At 66.0% G+C, this 20404-nt stretch carries 16 protein-coding genes and 1 pseudogene; 14 read left to right on the plus strand and 3 right to left on the minus strand.

Annotated elements, in window-relative coordinates:
- Positions 1-8 precede the first annotated feature (8 nt).
- The 8 genes and pseudogenes from mtrB (at position 9) to mddA (ending at position 11519) form a co-directional block, all read left to right on the plus strand.
- Complete coding sequence (mtrB, locus tag MJO58_RS06300) at positions 9-1700, plus strand: MtrAB system histidine kinase MtrB (RefSeq protein WP_239722313.1); 1692 nt, start codon at positions 9-11, stop codon at positions 1698-1700.
- Complete coding sequence (gene lpqB, locus MJO58_RS06305; RefSeq protein ID WP_239722314.1) at positions 1700-3514, plus strand: MtrAB system accessory lipoprotein LpqB; 1815 nt, start codon at positions 1700-1702, stop codon at positions 3512-3514. Before mtrB ends, lpqB begins: the two co-directional genes overlap by 1 nt.
- 90 nt (positions 3515-3604) lie before the next feature.
- Complete coding sequence (locus MJO58_RS06310; RefSeq protein ID WP_239722315.1) at positions 3605-4237, plus strand: ComF family protein; 633 nt, start codon at positions 3605-3607, stop codon at positions 4235-4237.
- A gap of 347 nt (positions 4238-4584) precedes the next feature.
- The gene (gene hpf, locus MJO58_RS06315; protein ID WP_434086356.1) at positions 4585-5265 is read left to right on the plus strand and encodes a ribosome hibernation-promoting factor, HPF/YfiA family; all 681 of its coding nucleotides are present in this window, start codon (positions 4585-4587) and stop codon (positions 5263-5265) included.
- Between the two features lie 79 nt (positions 5266-5344).
- On the plus strand, positions 5345-8203 hold the full coding sequence (gene secA / locus MJO58_RS06320; protein ID WP_239722317.1) for a preprotein translocase subunit SecA: 2859 nt from the start codon (positions 5345-5347) through the stop codon (positions 8201-8203).
- A 151-nt stretch (positions 8204-8354) separates the two neighbouring features.
- Positions 8355-9101 carry a hypothetical protein gene (locus MJO58_RS06325; protein ID WP_239722318.1) on the plus strand — a complete coding sequence of 249 codons (747 nt, stop codon included), beginning with the start codon at positions 8355-8357 and terminating at the stop codon, positions 9099-9101.
- Between the two features lie 31 nt (positions 9102-9132).
- Positions 9133-10716: pseudogene (locus tag MJO58_RS06330) on the plus strand (HD domain-containing phosphohydrolase).
- Between the two features lie 47 nt (positions 10717-10763).
- The gene (gene mddA, locus MJO58_RS06335; RefSeq protein ID WP_239722319.1) at positions 10764-11519 is read left to right on the plus strand and encodes a methanethiol S-methyltransferase; all 756 of its coding nucleotides are present in this window, start codon (positions 10764-10766) and stop codon (positions 11517-11519) included.
- Here mddA and MJO58_RS06340 read toward each other — a convergent pair.
- A complete protein-coding gene (locus tag MJO58_RS06340; protein WP_239722320.1) occupies positions 11516-11989 on the minus strand; it encodes an SRPBCC family protein in 474 nt (157 codons plus the stop codon). The two genes, mddA and MJO58_RS06340, sit on opposite strands and share 4 nt — an antisense overlap.
- A 99-nt stretch (positions 11990-12088) precedes the next feature.
- Positions 12089-12589: an Rv3235 family protein gene (locus MJO58_RS06345; RefSeq protein ID WP_239722321.1), complete on the minus strand. Its 501-nt coding sequence runs from the start codon at positions 12587-12589 to the stop codon at positions 12089-12091.
- 239 nt (positions 12590-12828) lie between these two features.
- Here MJO58_RS06345 and MJO58_RS06350 point away from each other — a divergent pair, with 239 nt between their 5' ends.
- From MJO58_RS06350 to MJO58_RS06370, 5 genes are all read left to right on the plus strand, one after another.
- Positions 12829-14238, plus strand: a complete 1410-nt coding sequence (locus MJO58_RS06350) for a WS/DGAT/MGAT family O-acyltransferase (RefSeq protein ID WP_239722322.1) — start codon at positions 12829-12831, stop codon at positions 14236-14238.
- 44 nt (positions 14239-14282) lie between these two features.
- Entirely contained in the window at positions 14283-15146 is an 864-nt protein-coding gene (ppk2, locus tag MJO58_RS06355) for a polyphosphate kinase 2 (RefSeq protein WP_217493107.1), read from the plus strand.
- 2 nt (positions 15147-15148) lie between these two features.
- Entirely contained in the window at positions 15149-15667 is a 519-nt protein-coding gene (locus tag MJO58_RS06360) for a DUF6912 family protein (RefSeq protein ID WP_239722323.1), read from the plus strand.
- Between the two features lie 86 nt (positions 15668-15753).
- A complete protein-coding gene (locus tag MJO58_RS06365) occupies positions 15754-16905 on the plus strand; it encodes a ferredoxin reductase (RefSeq protein ID WP_239722324.1) in 1152 nt (383 codons plus the stop codon).
- A gap of 85 nt (positions 16906-16990) precedes the next feature.
- The gene (locus tag MJO58_RS06370; protein ID WP_090600753.1) at positions 16991-18286 is read left to right on the plus strand and encodes a fatty acid desaturase family protein; all 1296 of its coding nucleotides are present in this window, start codon (positions 16991-16993) and stop codon (positions 18284-18286) included.
- On the opposite strand, the gene MJO58_RS06375 is transcribed toward MJO58_RS06370, so the two are convergent.
- Positions 18283-18483 (minus strand): DUF5134 domain-containing protein, encoded by a 201-nt coding sequence (locus tag MJO58_RS06375; protein WP_239722325.1) that lies wholly within the window; start codon positions 18481-18483, stop codon positions 18283-18285. The genes MJO58_RS06370 and MJO58_RS06375 overlap by 4 nt on opposite strands.
- A 336-nt stretch (positions 18484-18819) precedes the next feature.
- On the opposite strand from MJO58_RS06375, the gene MJO58_RS06380 reads away from it, so the two are divergent.
- Entirely contained in the window at positions 18820-20370 is a 1551-nt protein-coding gene (locus MJO58_RS06380; RefSeq protein WP_239722326.1) for a PPE domain-containing protein, read from the plus strand.
- The last annotated feature ends 34 nt before the right edge of the window (positions 20371-20404 follow it).

Below are 20404 nucleotides of genomic sequence, written 5' to 3' on the forward strand. Positions count from 1 at the left end.
CGCCGCCATTGATCTGGGGCTCGCGGCGACGTATTCACGGTCACCGCTGGGGACGCACCGGTCCCATGACTCGGGGCATGAGTGCGTTGAGTCGAGCCGTCGGCATTGCCTGGCGCCGCTCGCTGCAGCTGCGAGTCGTGGCGTTGACTCTTGGGCTGTCGTTGGCGGTGATCCTGGCGCTCGGCTTCGTGCTGACCAGCCAGGTCACCAACCGCGTTCTTGACGTCAAGGTCAAGGCGGGTATCGAACAGATCGAGCGGGCGCGCGGCACCGTCGGCGGGATCGTCAACGGTGAGGAGACCCGCTCGCTGGACAGCAGCTTGCAGCTGGCCCGCAACACGTTGACCTCGAAAACCGATCCGGCGTCTGGTCCCGGCCTTGCCGGGGCGTTCGACGTGGTGCTGATGGTGCCCGGTGACGGCCCGCGCGCCGCGACCGCCGCCGGACCGGTCGACCAGGTGCCCGCCTCGTTGCGTGGCTTCGTCAAGGCGGGGCAGGCGGCCTACCAGTACGCCACGGTGCACACCGAAGGCTTTTCGGGACCGGCGCTGATCGTCGGCACCCCGGCGTCGTCGCAGGTGGCCAACCTCGAGCTGTACCTGATCTTCCCGCTGGCCAGTGAGCAAGCCACGATCAGGCTGGTGCGCGGCACGATGATCACCGGTGGCGCGGTGCTGCTGGTACTGCTGGCCGGAATCGCGCTGCTGGTATCGCGGCAGGTGGTGGTGCCGGTGCGGTCGGCGTCGCGGATCGCCGAACGGTTCGCCGAGGGGCATCTGTCCGAACGCATGCCGGTACGCGGTGAAGACGACATGGCGCGGCTGGCGGTGTCGTTCAACGATATGGCCGAGAGTTTGTCGCGGCAGATCACTCAGCTCGAGGAGTTCGGCAACCTGCAGCGCCGGTTCACCTCCGATGTCAGCCACGAACTTCGTACGCCGCTGACCACGGTTCGAATGGCCGCCGACTTGATCTACGATCACAGCTCCGAGCTGGACCCCACCCTGCAGCGCTCCACGGAGCTGATGGTCAACGAGCTCGATCGCTTCGAGTCGCTGCTCAACGACCTGCTGGAAATTTCCCGGCACGACGCCGGTGTGGCCGAATTGTCCGTGGAGGCAGTCGATTTGCGCACCACGGTGCGCAGCGCGCTGGGCAATGTCGGCCACCTTTCCGAGGATGCCGGCGTCGAGTTGCTGGTGGACATGCCGTCCGAAGAGGTGATCGCCGAAGTCGATCCGCGGCGGGTGGAGCGGATCCTGCGCAATCTGATCGCCAACGCCATCGACCATGCCGAGCACAAACCGGTGCGCATCCGGATGGGCGTCGACGAAGACACCGTCGCCGTCACCGTCCGCGACTACGGGGTGGGGCTGCGGCCCGGCGAGGAGAAGCTGGTGTTCAGCCGGTTCTGGCGCTCGGACCCGTCGCGGGTGCGGCGCTCCGGTGGAACCGGGCTGGGTCTTGCGATCAGCGTCGAGGACGCGCGCCTGCACCAGGGCCGGCTGGAGGCGTGGGGTGAGCCCGGTCAGGGCGCCTGCTTCCGGCTGACGCTTCCGCTGGTCCGCGGCCACAAGGTCACCACCAGCCCGTTGCCGATGAAGCCGATCCCACAGCCGGCGCCGCCGGCCGGGGAGCCCGGGCAATCGGCCGGCAAAGAGCGTTCGCGCCAACATGAGCACGCCGAAAGGGGCGCGTGATGCGGCGGGAGCTGGATTGCCCGGCTCCTCAGCGGGCCGTTTCGGCCCGCATCGTCGTCGGGCGGAAGCTCCTCGTCGCGCTGCTGGCGGTGCTGCTCGCCGGCTGCGCGGGGATTCCCAGTACCTCGGCGCCACAGGCCATCGGCACCGTCGAGCGGCCCGCACCGTCGAATCTGCCCAAGCCGACCCCCGGCATGGATCCCGACGTCTTGCTGCGCGAATTCCTCAAGGCCACAGCCGATCCGGCGAACCGGCATCTAGCGGCGCGGCAGTTCCTCACCCAGTCGGCATCCAATGCCTGGGACGACGCCGGTAGCGCACTGCTCATCGACCACGTGGTGTTCGTCGAAACCCGTGGTGCAGAACGTGTTTCGGCGACGATGCGGGCCGACATCCTGGGCTCGCTGTCCGACGTCGGGGTGTTCGAAACGGCCGAGGGTGTGCTGCCCGACCCCGGGCCGATCGAGCTGGTCAAGACGTCCGGTGGCTGGCGAATCGACAAGCTGCCCAACGGTGTTTTCCTGGACTGGCAACAGTTTCAATCCACCTACAAGCGCAATACGCTCTACTTCGCCGACCCGACCGGTAAGACGGTGGTGCCCGATCCGCGCTATGTCGCGGTCTCCGATCACGATCAGCTGCCCACCGAACTCATCTCCAAGCTGCTGGCGGGGCCCCGGCCCGAGATGGCGCACACGGTTCGCAACCTGCTCGCCCCGCCGCTGCGCCTGCGCGGGCCGGTGACCCGGGCCGACGGCGGCAAGAACGGGATCGGGCGAGGCTACGGCGGCGCGCGCATCGATTTGCAGAAGCTGTCCACCACCGATCCGCACAGTAGGCAATTGCTTGCCGCACAGATCATTTGGACGCTGGCCAGAGCCGACATCAGAGGTCCGTATGTGATCTATGCCGACGGCGCACCGCTGGACGACAGGTTCGCCGAAGGGTGGACGACCTCCGACGTCGCCGCCACCGACCCGGGTGCGGCCGACGGTGCCGGAGCGGGGTTGCACGCGCTGATCAACGGATCGCTGGTCGGCCTGGACGGGCAGCGGACCACCACGGTGAACGGCGCATTCGGCCGGATGGGCGATCAGACGCTCGCGGCGCTATCCCGCAGCGGCCGGCAGGTGGCGTCCGTGGTCACGCTGCACCGCGGCGCCCCGGACATGGCCGAGTCGCTGTGGATCGGTGATCTCGGTGGTGAGGCGGTGCAATCCGCCGACGGACACAGCCTGACGCGCCCCAGCTGGGCGCTGGACGACGCGGTCTGGGTGGTGGTGGACGGCAATAACGTGCTGCGGGCCATCCAGGAGCCGGCATCCGGGCAACCCGCTCGCCTGCCGGTGGATTCCGGGGCGGTGGCGAGCAAGTTTCCGGGCCCGATCAGCGACCTGCAATTGTCTCGCGACGGCACGCGGGCCGCGATGGTGATCGGCGGCATGGTCGTTCTCGCCGGTGTGGAGCAGACGCAGGCCGGGCAATATGCGCTGACCTATCCCCGGCGGTTGGGTTTCGGGCTGGGCAATTCGGTGGTGTCCCTGTACTGGCGCACCGGCGACGACATGGTGGTGACCCGCAACGACCTCGCCCATCCGGTCTCGTACGTGAACCTCGACGGGGTGAACTCCGACGCCCCCGCACACGGTCTGCAGATTCCGTTGACCGCGATCGCGGCCAACCCGTCGACCGTCTACGTCGCGGCACCGCAAGGCGTGCTGCAGTATTCGGCGTCCGCGCCGGAAAGCCAGCAGACCTGGTCGGACGTGCCGGGTTTGATGACCGGTGGCGCCGCTCCGGTGCTGCCGGGGTAACGCTAGACCTTCGTCGCGATCTGCAAGGCGACGTCGCCGCGGCTCAGGCCGACGGCCGTTGATGTCACCCCCGCCGGAGACACTGGGGCCGTGCTCGACTTGATCCTGCCGCTGGAGTGCGGCGGCTGCCGGACGGCGTCGACTCGCTGGTGCGACGCGTGCGCCATGGAGCTTCTCGTCAAGCCCGACGAGCCGCACCTGGCCAGTCCGCGCATCGACCCGCAGGTACCCGTGTTCGCACTCGGGCGGTACGCCGGCGCCCGTCGTCAGGCGATTCTGGCGCTGAAAGAGCAGGGCCGCCGCGATCTCGTCGCGCCGCTGGCCCGCGCGCTGGCCGTGGGTGTTCACCGGCTGCTCGCCTGGGGCATCGTCGATACCCCGTTGACCGTCGTGCCCGCGCCCACCCGGCGCGCGGCGGCACGCCGGCGCGGCGGCGACCCGGTCGCCCGTCTGGCGCAAGCCGCCGTGGGCCGGCATCCGGACGTCACCGTCGCCGCGGCGTTGCGCATGAACGCGCTGACCCGCGACTCGGTGGGTCTCGGCACCGCCGAGCGCGAGCGCAACGTCGCCGGCCGGGTGCTGCTGAATGGGCGGTTGCCGCGCACCGAGGTGCTGCTCGTCGACGACATCGTCACCACCGGCGCGACCGCGGGTGAGTCGGTCCGGGTCCTGTCGGCGGCCGGAGTGCGGGTGGCGGCGGTGCTGGCGATCGCGGTCGCCTGAATCGGCGAATCTCGGGCTAAACCAGTGAAATTGCCAAGAAGACGTGAAGAACTCGCTACGGGTTCGTCAAATCGGTGGCACGGCGAGGCGAACACGAGCTAACGTCGAGGACAACCTTCAACAACTCTTCGGGACCTACTGGTTCCGACTCACTGGTCGTGATTTCCCAGGTTGAGACGGCACGTGCGGAGGGGGTGAGTATTCGACACCTTGCGACGGCGGGCTGCCTGCGGCGGTGATTTCCGCAAACCGTTTCCACCCCGTCGAAGCTTCTTGTAGAAAGCCGGCACGCAGGGCGCGTGCGACGTGAAAAGAGAAATGAGTTGTCACGTATGTCAAGGCTCACCGTGGATTCCACTCAGCTCCTGGACGAACCACCGGCAAGGATCGATGCGCAGGAACCGACCACCACCGCCGAGGTTGTGTTCAAGGGTCGCAACGTCGAGATTCCCGATCACTTCCGCGTTTACGTCTCGCAGAAACTCGCCCGCTTGGAACGGTTCGACAAGACCATCTACCTTTTCGATGTCGAGCTCAAGCACGAACGCAACCGTCGCCAACGTAAGTCCTGTCAGCGCGTGGAGATCACCGCGCGGGGCCGTGGGCCGGTAGTCCGTGGCGAGGCGTGCGCCGACAGCTTCTATTCCGCGCTGGAGTCCGCGGTAGTCCGGCTGGAAAGCCGGCTGCGCCGCGGCAAGGACCGCCGCAAGGTGCACTACGGCGAAAAGACCCCGGTTTCGCTGGCCGAGGCCACCGCGGTGGCCCCGCCGGAGAGGGCTTTCCGCAACAACCACGCGCCCGCCGAGCCGCATCAACACGACGCCGGCGACGACGACCGAGACCATCAGCCGGGTCGGGTGGTGCGTACCAAGGAACACCAGGCCACGCCGATGTCGGTCGACGACGCGCTCTACGAGATGGAGCTCGTCGGACACGACTTCTTCTTGTTCTACGACAAGCAGACCGAGCGGCCATCCGTCGTCTATCGCCGTCACGCCTATGACTACGGACTGATCAGGCTCTCCTGAGGATCAGCGGCCATCAGCTGGTCGTCCCCTACGATGGGAGTCGCCTTACTAAAGACTCCTACCCACAGGGGACCTAGCTGTGCTGTCGAAGCTGCTGCGCCTTGGTGAAGGTCGCATGGTCAAGCGCCTCAAGCGCGTGGCCGACTATGTCAACACGTTGTCCGACGACGTCGAGAAACTCACCGATGCGGAGCTGAGGGCCAAGACTGACGAGTTCCGTAACCGGCTCAATGACGGCGAAACCCTCGATGACCTGCTGCCCGAGGCCTTCGCGGTGGCCCGCGAGGCCGCCTGGCGGGTGCTGGATCAGCGGCCGTTCGACGTGCAGGTGATGGGCGCCGCCGCGCTGCACCTGGGCAACGTCGCCGAGATGAAAACCGGTGAAGGCAAGACGCTGACCTGTGTGTTGCCGGCCTACCTCAACGCGCTGGCCGGCAACGGCGTGCACATCGTCACCGTCAACGACTACCTGGCCAAACGCGACAGCGAGTGGATGGGCCGGGTGCACCGCTTCCTCGGCCTGCAGGTCGGGGTGATCCTGGCGAACATGACCCCCGACGAGCGCCGGGTGGCTTACAGCGCCGACATCACCTACGGCACCAACAACGAGTTCGGCTTCGACTACCTGCGCGACAACATGGCGCACTCGGTCGACGACATGGTGCAGCGCGGACACACCTTCGCGATCGTCGACGAGGTCGACTCGATCCTGATCGACGAGGCCCGCACGCCGCTGATCATCTCCGGGCCCGCCGACGGCGCCTCGAACTGGTACCTCGAGTTCGCCCGGTTGGCCCCGCTGATGGAAAAGGACACCCACTACGAGGTGGACCTGCGCAAACGCACCGTCGGTGTGCATGAACTCGGGGTTGAGTTCGTCGAGGATCAGCTGGGCATCGACAACCTCTACGAGGCCGCGAACTCGCCGTTGGTCAGCTACCTGAACAACGCGCTGAAGGCCAAGGAGCTGTTCAACCGCGACAAGGACTACATCGTCCGGGACGGCGAGGTTCTGATCGTCGACGAGTTCACCGGTCGGGTGCTGATCGGCCGCCGCTACAACGAAGGCATGCACCAGGCCATCGAGGCCAAGGAGCACGTCGAGATCAAGGCCGAGAACCAGACGCTGGCCACGATCACGCTGCAGAACTACTTCCGGCTCTACGACAAGCTGGCCGGCATGACCGGTACCGCCCAGACCGAGGCGGCCGAGCTGCACGAGATCTACAAGCTCGGTGTGGTCCCGATCCCGACCAACAAACCGATGATCCGCACCGACCAGTCCGACCTGATCTACAAGACCGAAGAGGCCAAGTACATCGCGGTCGTCGACGACGTCTCCGAGCGCTATGAGAAGGGCCAGCCGGTCCTGATCGGTACCACCAGCGTCGAGCGCTCGGAGTACCTGTCGCGGCAGTTCGCCAAGCGTCGCATCCCGCACAACGTGCTCAACGCGAAGTTCCACGAGCAGGAGGCCGGCATCATCGCGGTGGCCGGGCGCCGTGGCGGCATCACCGTGGCCACCAACATGGCCGGTCGCGGTACCGACATCGTGCTGGGCGGCAACGTCGACTTCCTCACCGACCAGCGGTTGCGCGAGCGGGGTCTCGACCCGCTCGAGACACCCGACGAGTACGAAGCGGCCTGGCACGAGGAACTGCCCAAGGTCAAGGAAGAAGCCAATGCCGAGGCCAAAGAGGTGATCGAGGCCGGCGGGCTGTACGTGCTGGGCACCGAACGCCACGAGTCGCGCCGTATCGACAACCAGCTGCGCGGCCGCTCCGGCCGGCAGGGCGACCCGGGTGAATCACGCTTCTACCTGTCACTGGGTGACGAGTTGATGCGCCGGTTCAATGGCGCCGCGCTCGAGGCGATGCTCAACCGGCTGAATCTGCCCGACGATGTGCCGATCGAAGCCAAGATGGTCACCCGTGCCATCAAGAGCGCCCAAACCCAGGTCGAGCAGCAGAACTTCGAGGTCCGCAAAAACGTCCTTAAGTACGACGAGGTGATGAACCAGCAGCGCAAGGTGATCTACGCCGAGCGCAAACGCATTCTCGAGGGCGAGAACCTGCAGGAGCAGGCGCTCGATATGGTCCGTGACGTCATCACCGCCTATGTCGACGGCGCGACAACCGAAGGCTATGCCGAGGATTGGGACCTCGACGCGTTGTGGTCGGCGCTCAAGACGCTGTACCCGGTCGGGATCGAGCACGAGTCGCTCACGCGTCGGGACGCGGACTCCGAGCACGACGACCTCACCCGCGAGGAGCTGCTCGAGGCGCTCGTCAAAGACGCCGAACGGGCTTACGCCACAAGGGAATCCGAGCTCGAGGAGATCGCCGGCGAAGGCGCGATGCGACAGCTGGAACGCAACGTGTTGCTCAATGTCATCGACCGCAAGTGGCGCGAGCACCTCTACGAGATGGACTACCTCAAGGAGGGCATCGGGCTGCGCGCGATGGCGCAGCGCGACCCGCTGGTCGAGTACCAGCGCGAGGGCTACGACATGTTCATGGCCATGCTGGACGCCATGAAAGAGGAGTCGGTCGGCTTCTTGTTCAACGTCAGCGTGGAGGCGGTTCCGGCTCCGCAGGTCGCGCCGGTGGAAACGCCGGAAGGGCTAGCGGAGTTCGCTACCGCCGCCGCGGCCGGAGAACAGCAGCAGGGCGAATCCGCCGCCGCGCCTGCCGCGGTGCGCGAACAGGCTCCAAGCACCTTGCGCGCTAAGGGTATTGACAATTTTGACAGTGAGCCGCCCGCCCTTTCGTATTCCGGTCCGGCCGAAGACGGTTCGGCCGAAGTCCAGCGCAACGGCGGCGGAGCGCAGAAGACTCCGGCCGGCGTGCCCGCCGGGGCCAGCAGGCGCGAGCGCCGCGCGGCCGCCCGCCAGCAGGGCCGGGGCGCCAAGCCGCCGAAGTCGGTCAAGAAGCGCTAGCCGCGCGACTCACCGAGCGCTCAACGCCGAGTGTGAAGTTGGTTTCACACTCGGCGCCCAACGTGAAACTAACTTCACGTTCGCGGCGCTAACCGTGAGTTGAGGCATAAGCCTCATGCGTGGGTCCGGTGGTGCCGCGCAGCATCGATGCATGAATACGTTGCACACTCCCGCCGACGCCGCCGCGGCCGTTCTGCACAACGCCACGCTGCCCCCCGGTGACGACGAAAGATTCGCCGGTTTCGGGGTTTTGGGGCTTCCCTTCGCCAGCGGGCATTACCTCGCACTGCGCTGCATACCCACGTCGTCGTTCGCGCCGGGCTACCGGTCGGTATGGCATCGCGATGCCGCCGGCGTATGGACGTTTTACGCGACCAGCCCTGGCGAGCTCAGTTGCTCCCGCTTCTTCAGCTCGGCCACGCCGAACGACGCGGTGCGGTGCGAAATCGACGTCGCCTGGGTGACGCCGTGGTCGCTGTATATCCGGATTCCCGGCTTGCTCGAATGGCATCTCGATCTCGGGACCAGCCCGTCGACCCGGCTGATGAGCGCGATCGCGCCGCGATTGCCCGGATGGGCGTGGACCAACCAATGGGCGCTCGGCGTTCTCGGGTGGGTCGCCCGACCGCTGCTGGGCGCCGGGCGGGTGCGGCTGTCCGGCAAGGCGCCGAACGGCCAACGATTCATGATCGCCCCCAAGCGATTCTGGGCCGTCAGCGATTCGCGCGCGGTGTGGCGCGGCGAAGACCTCGGCGCGGTGACCCCGTTGCCGCGGCAGGCCCGCCTGGCCGACTTCTGGGGCCCGCAGCGCGGCCTGTTCGTGACCGGGGGCGGTCGGCTCGAGGCGTTCGACCCGGGCCGTCACCGCGCCGTGCAGCGCACTGTCTCGATTTGCTGACTTGCCCGCGACCGAAGGAGACAATGGGCCGATGCCGTCGCACACAGCCGAGCCGGCGCCGGCGGGCGAGGCGCCCAGCCGGGCCGAATTGCTCGCGGCGCTATCCGTGGCGATCGACCTCGGATTGGGACAGCCCGCCGAGCACATGCTGCGCGCGGCGATGATCGCGACCCGGCTCGCGGATCGGCTGGGACTCACCGACGCGCAACGCGATTGCGTTTACTACACGACACTTGTGATGTGGATCGGATGTCACGCCGACTCCCATGAATACGCGCGGTGGTTCGGCGATGACATTGCGGTACGCCATGACTCGTATCTGGTCGACTGGTCGGGCCTGCCGTATTGGCGATTCCTGCTGGGCAACATCGGTCGCGGTCAGCCGTTGGCACAGCGGCTGACCATCATGGCAACCCTGTTCGCCAATGCGCGTGGTCAATTGTCCCGACTCATCCACTCGCACTGCACCTCCGCGGCGCTGCTGGCGGATTGCATCGGCCTGGGCCCCGACGTCCAGGCGTCGCTTGCGTTCACTTTCGAGCGCTACGACGGCGGCGGCCTGCCCGCCGGTGCACACGGCGACGAGATTCCGATCCAGATGCGGGTTGCCCAACTCGCCGACATGGTCGAGGTGCACCACCGCACCTACGGTGTCGAGGGCGCCGTGGCGATGGCTCGCAGCCGCCGCGGTGGCCAGTTCGACCCGAAGGTCGTCGACACGTTCATCCGCCATGCCGACGCGATCCTGGCCGGACCGGGCCCCGGCGATGCGTGGGCCGCGGCGGTGCGCGAGGCGCCCGATCGTCACCAACGGCTCGACGACAACGGGCTGGACGCACTGCTTGTCGCGTTCGGCGACTTTGTCGACCTCAAATGCCCCTTCACCCTTGGACATTCGCGTGCGGTGGCCCGGCTCGCCGGTGATGCGGCACTGGCGGCCGGCGTCGACGCCGCCTCGGCGGCCCTGACGTGACGTGCGGGCCACGTTCACGACCTGGGCCGCATCGGCGTGTCGAATCAAATCTGGTCCAAGCCAGGGTCGTTGACCGCGGGCGAATTCGAGCGGGTGCGACTGCATCCCTATCTGACCGCCCGGATCCTCAACCAGGTTCGTGGTCTTGGGCGGCTGGCCGAAGTCGCCGGCAACCACCATGAATGCCTGAACGGATCGGGATATCCACGCGGACTTGCCGGTACCGCGCTGAGCCTGCCCGACCGTATCCTCGGGGCTGCGGTCAGTTACCAATCCGCTTGTGAGCCAAGGCCTTACCGCAATGAGCTATCGTCCGACGCGGCGATTCGGCGGTTGCACGAGCGGGTGAGCGCCGGTGAGCTCGACTCCGTCGCGGTCGAAGCGGTGTTGCATGCGGCGGGCCAGCCCGCCCAACGGCCCAAGCCACGTCCGGACGGTCTGACCCCGCGCGAGATCGAGGTGCTCTGCCTGGTCGCGCGCGGCGCGTCGAACAAGGAAATCGCGGCGACGCTGGTGATCAGCGAGAAGACCGCCCGCAACCATGTGGAGCGAACGTACGCCAAGATCGGCGTCTCAAATCGCATCGGCGCCAGCATGTATGCCCTGCAACAGGGGTTGTCGTCACCAGCTGCAGAAAATTGAGGCACTCGCCCCATTCCGTTGCGCGGGATTCGGCGGACAATCAACGCATGAGTCGATATTTGACAATCTGTTACGGCGCAGTGGCTTATCTGCTGTTCCTGGTGTCGTTCGTGTACGCGATCGGATTCGTCGGCAACATCGTGGTGCCCCGCAGCGTCGACCATGCGCTCTCGGCCCCGGTCGGCCCGGCGGTGCTGATTGACGCACTCCTGCTTGGTGTTTTCGCAATTCAGCACAGCGTCATGGCGCGTCCCGCGTTCAAGAGATGGTGGACCCGATTTGTGCCCACGTCGATCGAACGCAGTACCTACGTGATCCTGGCGAGTGCCGCGCTATTGCTGCTCTACTGGCAGTGGCGCACGCTGCCCGACCTCGTGTGGGACGTGCGTCTGCCGGCGGCACGCGTGGTTGTGTGGGCGTTGTTCTGGCTCGGCTGGGCGACGGTGTTCTTCTCGTCCTTCATGGTCAGCCACTTCGACCTGTTCGGCCTGCGGCAGGTGTACCTGGCCTGGCGCGGAAAGCCCTACCGCGAATTGGACTTTCGTGTTCGCTACCTGTACAGGTTGGTGCGTCACCCGCTGATGCTGGGCTTTTTGATCGCATTCTGGGCGACGCCCACGATGACGGTCGGGCACCTGCTGTTCAGCGTCGCCACAACGGGTTACATCCTGATCGCGTTGCGGCTGGAAGAACACGACCTGGTCGCGTCACTGGGCGAGCAGTACCGTGCCTACCGCCGCGAGGTGCCGGCGCTGGTGCCCGGGACCCGGCGGCACCCGCACGCGCCGGCCGGCCAGCACTAGCCCTCGACAAGCGTCGCGATGCGGTCCAGGGTGGCGCGCATGCCGTCGGCGGTTTTTTGCGGCATCGAGCCGCGGGTGATCATCGCCTTCTGCCTGTCCTGCGACACGTCCCAGGTTTCGCGGACCAGGGTGCCAGCGGTGCCGTCCGGGGTCGGAGCCAGCTCGTAGCGCCAGATACGGCCACCCACCCGGCCGCCCATCGCGGTGGTCTTCCACGCGATGCGCCGGTCCGGTTCGTACTCGATGACGGTGTTGGTGGTGCGGTAGGGGAGGAACAGCGTCTCCTTGCGCCCCCGCATCGCCATCCCGAATGTCGAACCCTTGGTCAGGGGAACCGAGTCCTGCGTGCAGCGATTCACCGACTCCGAACCGTCGAAGCTGGCATGTTTGCCGGCGTCGGCCAGTAGCGCGAAGATCCTGTTCGGCGGTGCTTTGATGACCCGCTCGACGCTGACCGTGTCTGAATCCATTCGGCAACACTAGCGCCGCCCGGCGGCTATGAACTCGGTCTGGATGGCGGCAAACTGTGCGCGCCCAGCCCGGAGGAGCCGGATCGCCGGCCTAGCCAATCAACCGATGTGCAGGGCCACCACCTGCCACCGGATTCCGGTGCTGGTGGGGAGCTTCTCCACCCGAGCGGCGATGGCGTGGATGCGGTCGCCGCGGCTGTAGGAGCCGAACACCTCGGCAGCGGTCTCCGGATCCCGGTGCCCGACCGGCTGCAGCCGCATCCGGCGCAGCACCGCGGCGCCCGGGCGCCCGCCGCGCGACTGGCTGACCGACAGCACGGAGTCGACGAGGCCGCGCACCAGCAGCGGCTGGAGCTGGGTGACCGGCCGCCGGTGATCGATGACCTCCAGCACCCGGCGCAGCGCGGCGTCGGCGAAGGCCGCCGCCTGACGCATTGCCTCGGACCAGACCGCCGCGATCGGCTCGGGCTCCCTGACCGGCCGCCCGCTGTAGGGCCGGCGCGGCCCACCCCCGCTTCGGCGGGCGACGGCCGGCTGCCGGCATCCGGCGACGTTGCGCGGTACCGCCCGTGGCGGCGGTTCGTACTCGACGACCGGCATGACGGCGAAATCGGCACGGTGAGAGGGATTTACGGAGCTGATGGTCAACGCGCACTCTCCAAGTCATCGGTGAACGAGCGGCCTGCAGGAGAGTGACAGACAATTGGTCTTTCAATTGCCGGTCATCATCGCACAATTCGGCATCGCGCGTACCCGCGCCGTGTGGTGCCCTAGCGGACGATTACGGTGAGCGGGAACATCGGGAAACCGAAGGATTGAACTAGGAGGCCAGGGCCGCAATGGTGACCCGGTTGTCCACATCGGACGCATCCTTCTATCGGCTCGAAAACACCGCCACCCCGATGTACGTCGGATCGCTGTCCATCCTGCAGCGCCCGCGCGCCGGATTGAGTTACGAGACGCTGCTCGCCGCCGTCGAACAGCGGTTGCCGCAAATACCTCGCTATCGGCAGAAGGTACGCGAAGTGGGGGTCGGCCTGGCCCGGCCGGTGTGGATCGACGACGCCGATTTCGACATCACCTACCATGTGCGGCGCTCGTCGCTGCCGTCGCCGGGCAGCGACGAGCAGCTGCACGAGCTCGTCGCCCGGCTGGCCGCACGGCCGCTGGACAAGACGCGGCCGCTGTGGGAGATGTACCTGGTTGAAGGCCTGGCCAACAATCGGGTCGCGCTCTACACCAAGTCGCATCAGGCACTGATCAACGGGATGAGCGCGCTGGAGATCGGCCATGTGATCGCCGATCGAACCCGGCAGCCGGCGCCGTTCCCCGAGGACATCTGGATCCCGGAACGCGAACCCGGCTCGACGCGGCTGCTGCTCGGCGCGCTCACCGACTGGGTGGTGGGCCCGGGCACGCAGTTGCAGGCCGTCGGCTCCGCGATGGCGGGGGCGGCGACGAACTATGGCGAACTGCTCAACGTGGGTCGTCGGGTCTTCGACTTCGCGCGCACGGTCGCGCGCGGCACCGCGCCCAGCAGCCCGCTCAACGCCACCGTCTCGCGGCATCGGCGGTTCACCGTCGCGCGCGGAAGCCTCGAGGACTACCGGACGGTGCGCGCGCGCTACGACTGCGACATCAACGATGTGGTGCTGGCCGTGGTGACCGGCGCGCTGGGCAACTGGCTGATGTCACGCGGAATGGCCGTGTCGTCGAGCGCGACCATTCGGGCGATGGCACCGCTATCGGTCTATGCCGAGGACCAACACGACTCGACGGGTCCCGGCCAGATGATCAGTCAGGTCTCCCCGTTCCTGGTCGACCTGCCGGTGGGTGAGGGCAACGCGGTGGTGCGGCTATCGCAGATCGCGCACGCGACCGAATCCAATCCGTCGGCCGCCCGGTTGGTCGACGCCCGGACCATCGTCACACTGTCGGGTTTCGCGCCACCGACCCTGCACGCCATGGGCATCCGGGTGGCCACCAGCTTCTCGGCGCGCTTGTTCAACTTGTTGATCACCAATGCGCCCGGAGCCCAGTCGCAGATGTATGTCGCCGGCACCAAACTGCTGGAGACCTACGCGGTGCCACCGCTGCTGCATAATCAGGCGTTGGCGATCGGTGTGACGTCCTACAACGGGACGCTGTATTTCGGAATTAACGCCGATCGCGAGGCGATGAGCGATGTCGACCTGCTCCCGGCGTTGTTGAAGCAATCACTCGAGGAACTACTCGAAGCTTCCCGCTAGAAGGTAGCGGTGAAAATTGGTGTGTGGAGATACCATTCGTTGATGTGAGCACTTCGAATGACGGCGCAACGGCAAAGGCGAAGAAAAAGAAGTCGCCGGCGCGCAACGCTGCCAGGATCTCCGATGCCGTCTATGAAGCCGAATTGTTCAGGCTACAAGCAGAATTCGTGAAGCTACAGGAGTGGGTACGGCATTCCGGCGCGCGAATCGTGGTGCTCTTTGAGGGCCGCGACGCCGCGGGCAAGGGTGGCGCCATCAAACGGATCACCGAATACCTCAGTCCCCGTACCGCCAATATCGCCGCCTTGCCGGTGCCGACGGATCGAGAGCGCGGCCAGTGGTACTACCAGCGGTATATCGCGCATCTGCCGTCGAAGGGCGAAATCGTGCTCTTCGACCGATCGTGGTACAACCGCGCCGGCATTGAGAAAGTGATGGGATTCTGCACGCCGCAAGAACATGCGCTGTTTTTGCGGCAGACTCCGATTTTCGAGCAGATGCTGATCGACGACGGGATTCTGCTGCGCAAGTACTGGTTTTCGGTTTCCGAGGCCGAACAGTTGCGCCGTTTCAAGGCACGCCGCAACGATCCCGTCCGGCGCTGGAAACTGTCCACGACGGACTTGGAATCGGTGTACCGCTGGGAGGACTATTCGCGCGCCAAAGACGAGATGATGGTACACACCGATACGCCGGTAAGTCCTTGGTACGTAGTGGAATCCGATATCAAGAAGCATGCGCGGCTGAACATGATGCACCACCTGTTGTCCAGCATCGCCTACCACGATGTCGACGTGCCGAAGGTCGATTTGCCCGAACGTCCGGTCGTCAGCGGCAACTACCAGCGTCCGCCGCGCGAGCTGTCGACGTATGTCGACGACTACGCGTCGACCTTGATCGAGGCCTAGGGATGGGTGCGATCCAGGTCTACGTTCCGGCCACCCTGGCGATGCTGCAACAGCTCGTCGCCGAGGACTCGCTGCGGCCGGTCAACGGCACCGCTTTCGCGGTGACGCCGACACTGCGCGAGGCCTATGCGGAAGGCGACGAGGACGAGCTCGCCGACGTGGCGTTGCGTGAGGCGGCGCTGGCTTCGCTGCGCCTGCTGGCGGCCCAGGAGGCCGGGCAACCGGATCAGGCGGCGCGGCCACGGCGCGCGGTGCTGGCGGCCGAGGTCGATGACCTCACCTTCCGTCCCGATCTCGACGACGCCGTGGTCAGAATCGCCGGGCCGGTCTCGATGGCCCAGGTGGTCGCGGCCTACGTCGACAACGCCGGCGCCGAAGCGGCGGTCGCGAAGGCGATTGAGGCCATCGATGCCGCTGACCTGGGGGATGAGGACGCCGACCTGATCGTCGGCGACGCCCAGGACCACGATTTGGCCTGGTATGCCGCCCAGGAATTGCCGTTCCTGCTCGACCTGTTGTGACGGCCACGACACGTCGGCACTGTGACGCAATCCGGGACCGTGGACCTGGAAAAGATAACGTAACTTACGGTACCGTAGCTTTCATTATGGGTAGGAAATTTCAATCGGTCACCGCGAATGTGGTCGACACCAAGCGCCCCACGGTGGCGGGGGCGGAGCGGCATCCCGGCTGGCATGCGCTGCGCCAGCTCGCTGCGCGCATCACAACCCCGCTGTTGCCCGACGACTATCTGCATCTGGCCAACCCGCTGTGGTCGGCGCGGGAATTGCGGGGCCGCATCGTGCAGGTTCGCCGCGAGACCGAGGATTCCGCGACCCTGGTCATCAAGCCGGGCTGGGGTTTCAGCTTCGACTTCGAGCCCGGCCAGTACATCGGGATCGGACTGCGGATGGACGGCCGCTGGCGCTGGCGGTCGTATTCGCTGACGTCGAGCCCGGTGGCGCGGTCGGGGTCCGGCCCCGAGCGCACCGTGACGATCAGCGTCAAGGCGATGCCGGAAGGCTTCCTGTCCAGCCACCTGGTGGCCGGCGTCGAGCCGGGAACCATCGTGCGGCTGGCCGCTCCCCAGGGCAACTTCGTCCTTCCCGACCCGGCTCCGCCGTCGATTCTGTTCCTCACTGCGGGATCGGGGATCACGCCGGTGATGTCCATGTTGCGAACGCTGGTGCGCCGCAAGCAAATCGGTGATATTCAGCACGTCCATTCGGCGCCGACCGAATCGGACGTGATGTTCGGCAGCGAGTTGACCGCGCTCGCGTCGGTGCACCCCGGGTACCGGTTGCAGGTACGCGAGACCCGGGCGCAGGGGCGGCTCGACCTCGCCCGGCTCGACGACCAGGTGCCGGATTGGCGCGAACGTCAAACCTGGGCCTGCGGACCAGAGGGCATGCTGACCCAGGCCGAGAAGATCTGGGCGGCCGCGGGCATCAGCGACCGGTTGCACCTGGAGCGGTTCGCGGTGGCCAAGGCGGCACCGGCCGGGGAGGGCGGAACGGTGACCTTCGGCCGAACCGGTCGCACGGTGGCCGCCGACGCCGCGACCTCGCTGATGGATGCGGGGGAGGGCGCCGGAATCCAGATGCCGTTCGGGTGCCGGATGGGTATCTGCCAGTCCTGCGTGGTACCCCTGCTGGAAGGTCACGTCCGTGACCTGCGGACCGGGCAAGAACACGAGCCCGGGAGCCGGGTGCAGACCTGCGTGTCGGCCGCGTCCGGCGATTGTGTGCTCGACATTTAAGTATTACTCATAGGTAACCTACGGAGTCGTAGCTTACGATAGCGTAGGTACTAACCACAGAATCGAACGCCGGGAGGTGAGAACGATGGCGATCACAGACGTCGAAGTATTCGCGCATCTGTCGGACGCTGATATCGAGGCCCTGGCCGTTGAGCTGGATGCTATCCGCCGGGACGTAGAGGACTCACGCGGCGAGCGGGATGCCCGCTACATTCGTCGCACCATCGCAGCGCAGCGTGCGCTGGAAGTGTCCGCCCGACTGATGCTGGCCGCGAGCTCGCGGCGCTCGGCATGGTGGGCCGGCACTGTGACCCTGGGCGTGGCCAAGATCATCGAGAACATGGAGATCGGCCACAACGTCATGCACGGCCAGTGGGACTGGATGAACGACCCGGAGATCCACTCGTCCTCGTGGGAGTGGGACATGAGCGGGTCGTCCAAGCACTGGCGTTACACCCACAACTTCGTGCACCACAAGTACACGAACATTCTCGGGATGGACGACGATGTCGGCTACGGCATGCTGCGCGTCACCCGCGACCAGCGCTGGAAGAAGTTCAATCTGTTCAACCTGGTGTGGAACACGTTGCTGGCACTCGGTTTTGAGTGGGGCGTCGGCCTGCAGCACGTCGAGATCGGCAAGATCGTCAAGAAGCGGATGGATCAGGACGACGCGCGGGAGCGCACGGAAGAGTTCTTCGCCAAGGCCGGCCGTCAGCTGCTCAAGGACTACGTCGCGTTCCCGGCGCTGACCTCGCTGTCACCCGGCGCGACGTACACGTCCACGTTGAAGGCCAATGCCGTCGCCAACGTGATCCGCAACGTGTGGGCCAACGCGGTGATCTTCTGTGGCCACTTCCCTGATGGCGCAGAGAAATTCACCAAGACCGACATGATCGGCGAAACGAAGGGCCAGTGGTACTTGCGCCAGATGCTGGGAAGTGCCAACTTCGATGCCGGGCCGACACTGCGGTTCATGAGCGGCAACCTGTGCCACCAGATCGAACACCACCTGTACCCCGACCTGCCGAGCAACCGGCTGCACGAGATCTCGGTGCGAGTGCGCGCATTGTGCGACAAGTACGACTTGCCTTACACCACAGGCTCATTCCTGGTGCAATACGGCAAGACGTGGCGCACGTTGGCCAAGCTGTCCTTGCCTAACAAGTACTTGCTGGACAACGCCGACGACGCGCCGGAAACTCGCAGCGAGCGGATGTTCGCCGAACTGGGTGCCGACTTCGCCGGTACCGATCCGGAGACCGGCCGGCGGCGCGGCCTCAGGACCGCCATCGCCACCGTTCGGGGTTGGCGCCGCAACAAGCGCGCCATGAAGAAAATGGAGCAGATGCTCAAGGACGCCGACGATCTGGCGGCTTAGGCGCTGCACCTGAGTTGGGTGAAGAACATCGCCGCGGTGCCGGCGGCAGCGCACGCTTGATAGAGCGGTTCCAAGCGCGCGGACTGCCGCCGGGCGGCGCAACGGCTTGACCAATACAGCGCCGCAACCGCGAACCCGAGAGCCACGATCCAGTTCACCGCGGTGATCCACCCGAACCCGGCTGGCGCCCTGGACATCTCATGATCCACCGCAGCGCGAAGTCGCCGATCAACTGGCGGCCGCGCCTTCTGACCTGCGCCGAACGGTACCCCCGTAGGGTACTACGGTTAAGCAAGGTGGCCGCCGGCGGTGGGGGCGCCGCGCACATCGACTCGAATATTGGTGCGGGTAGGTGCCCCAAGCTCAGGTTAGGCTAACTGCGGGTGACGCGGAGGTGTCGTCGAAGGGGTGCTGAGATGTCCCCGAACCCACGTTGCCGGTTCGCCAGTTGCCGGTGGCGATCTGTGATGAAATCTCAGCGACGTTGGTCGTCCGCTTTGCCATGCCCTGTGGCCGCTAGGAGATGATTCACCATGACGCTGACGGTGATCCCCGACAAACTAAAGCAGCGAGCCGACGTGCTGGAGGTCCCGCTCCGACGCCCGCCCGCCGACAACCCCCAACCGGCCTGCACCCTCGACTTCGTCAGAAATGCGGTCGCCGATCTTGCGTACGGCGCTGACCAAATGCGAGACAAGATTTCGCGTGCAGAAACGGAGTGGAAAAGTCTGGCCGAGTCGCTGCGCAACGCGGCCTTCGCCTACGAAGTGATCGACGAGGGGAGCGCGGCGGCCCTCGGGAATGAAACGTCCGCGCCGCAGGCGGTCATGGTTGGGGCCGCAAATGAGGATTTCGGCCCGGCGACGCTTGGCGCAGGATCGGTTCTCGCCGCCCCTGTCCCGATCCCAACCGAGTTCCGAGAGGTAGAAGTTACGGCGCGGCAACTCGAGGAAAGCGATCAGGGCGCATCGCTGGCTCGCTTCGCGGATGCGTGGGAGCAGTACAAGTCGGTGTTACGCGATGCCACAAAGCGATTCGTACCGATCGAGGGATGGAGCAGCGACGACATCACCGGCGCGTGTCAGAAGGTCCAGGCCAATTTCAACGCGTACGCAACGTGGTTGAACGCGATGGCGACACTGTGCCAGCAGCTGGCTGACCAGGCGCGAGCAGTTGTGGATGCGCACAAAAAGGCTCGCCAGGACCATGTCTACGCGGGCAATTGGCGGGCTGACGGGCGCATCAAATATGACCACCAGACATTCGTGGACCTGGAGAAATTCATCTTGTCACCCGCGGGCGAGAACTTCACCAGAAAATATCCGAATTGGTGGCCTACGTTTTACACGGGGGTGTCGAAGGAATCGTTGGAGGCAATTGCCCCGTACCGAGCAAGTCTGAAGAGCGTGGCACCGGTCAACCCGGATGCGCCGCCCCCGGCCCAAAACGTCGACAAGCCGAAACCCCCGAAACCATTCGTGCCCACCCCCGACCAATACTGGGAGTGGGAATGGGCCGCGGAATTGGAGGAGAGAAAAAAGCATAATTTGAAACCCGCGACGAAGCCGAAGGACGTTTTAAGGCCACCGCCGAAACCGGATCCGGCGAATGACCCCAACATCACGCCCGGGGGTGGGGGCAGCGGCGGACTTTCGGGTCTGCCCTCGATGCCGATGATGCCGATGATGCCTTCGGCACCCCAGCCCGACCCGGCGATCGCTGACGCCTTGAAAGACCTGAAAGGCCAAGGGGGGCCCAAGCTTCCGCACGGTGGTGGGGTCAAACCGGCATCGTTCGGCGGGGCCGGTGGGCCAGGGACGCCATTGCAGTCCTGGGGAGAGGACAGTGCGACGCCCAAGGCCGGCGCCGCGGGGCCCGCGGGCCCGGGTCGCGGAGTCCCAGGAGTCGGCGGGACGCCCGGCGCCATGGGCGGTGGCATGGGAGGCGCTCCCGCCGCCGGCGGGGACAAGGGCGGTAAAGGCAAGCGGGTGGAAGGCGATGAGGAAGCGCTGTATACCGAGGAACGGTCGTGGACTGAGGGTGTCATCGGTTTGCGCGCTGCCAACGATGTGCCCAAGCAGTAGGCGGCAGTCTTGGAACGAGGAGTAAACGAGGAGT

This window comes from Mycobacterium lentiflavum, from assembly GCF_022374895.2.
Lineage (GTDB): Bacteria > Actinomycetota > Actinomycetes > Mycobacteriales > Mycobacteriaceae > Mycobacterium > Mycobacterium lentiflavum.

Excerpts from the sequence above, each read along its gene's own strand:
- lpqB (WP_239722314.1), top strand. The coding sequence starts at position 1,700 with ATGCGGCGGGAGCTGGATTGCCCGGCTCCTCAGCGGGCCGTTTCGGCC.
- MJO58_RS06325 (WP_239722318.1), top strand. The coding sequence starts at position 8,355 with ATGAATACGTTGCACACTCCCGCCGACGCCGCCGCGGCCGTTCTGCAC.
- mddA (WP_239722319.1), top strand. The coding sequence starts at position 10,764 with ATGAGTCGATATTTGACAATCTGTTACGGCGCAGTGGCTTATCTGCTG.
- MJO58_RS06340 (WP_239722320.1), bottom strand. The coding sequence starts at position 11,989 with ATGGATTCAGACACGGTCAGCGTCGAGCGGGTCATCAAAGCACCGCCG.
- MJO58_RS06345 (WP_239722321.1), bottom strand. The coding sequence starts at position 12,589 with ATGCCGGTCGTCGAGTACGAACCGCCGCCACGGGCGGTACCGCGCAAC.
- MJO58_RS06350 (WP_239722322.1), top strand. The coding sequence starts at position 12,829 with ATGGTGACCCGGTTGTCCACATCGGACGCATCCTTCTATCGGCTCGAA.
- MJO58_RS06360 (WP_239722323.1), top strand. The coding sequence starts at position 15,149 with ATGGGTGCGATCCAGGTCTACGTTCCGGCCACCCTGGCGATGCTGCAA.
- MJO58_RS06365 (WP_239722324.1), top strand. The coding sequence starts at position 15,754 with ATGGGTAGGAAATTTCAATCGGTCACCGCGAATGTGGTCGACACCAAG.
- MJO58_RS06370 (WP_090600753.1), top strand. The coding sequence starts at position 16,991 with ATGGCGATCACAGACGTCGAAGTATTCGCGCATCTGTCGGACGCTGAT.
- MJO58_RS06375 (WP_239722325.1), bottom strand. The coding sequence starts at position 18,483 with ATGTCCAGGGCGCCAGCCGGGTTCGGGTGGATCACCGCGGTGAACTGG.
- MJO58_RS06380 (WP_239722326.1), top strand. The coding sequence starts at position 18,820 with ATGACGCTGACGGTGATCCCCGACAAACTAAAGCAGCGAGCCGACGTG.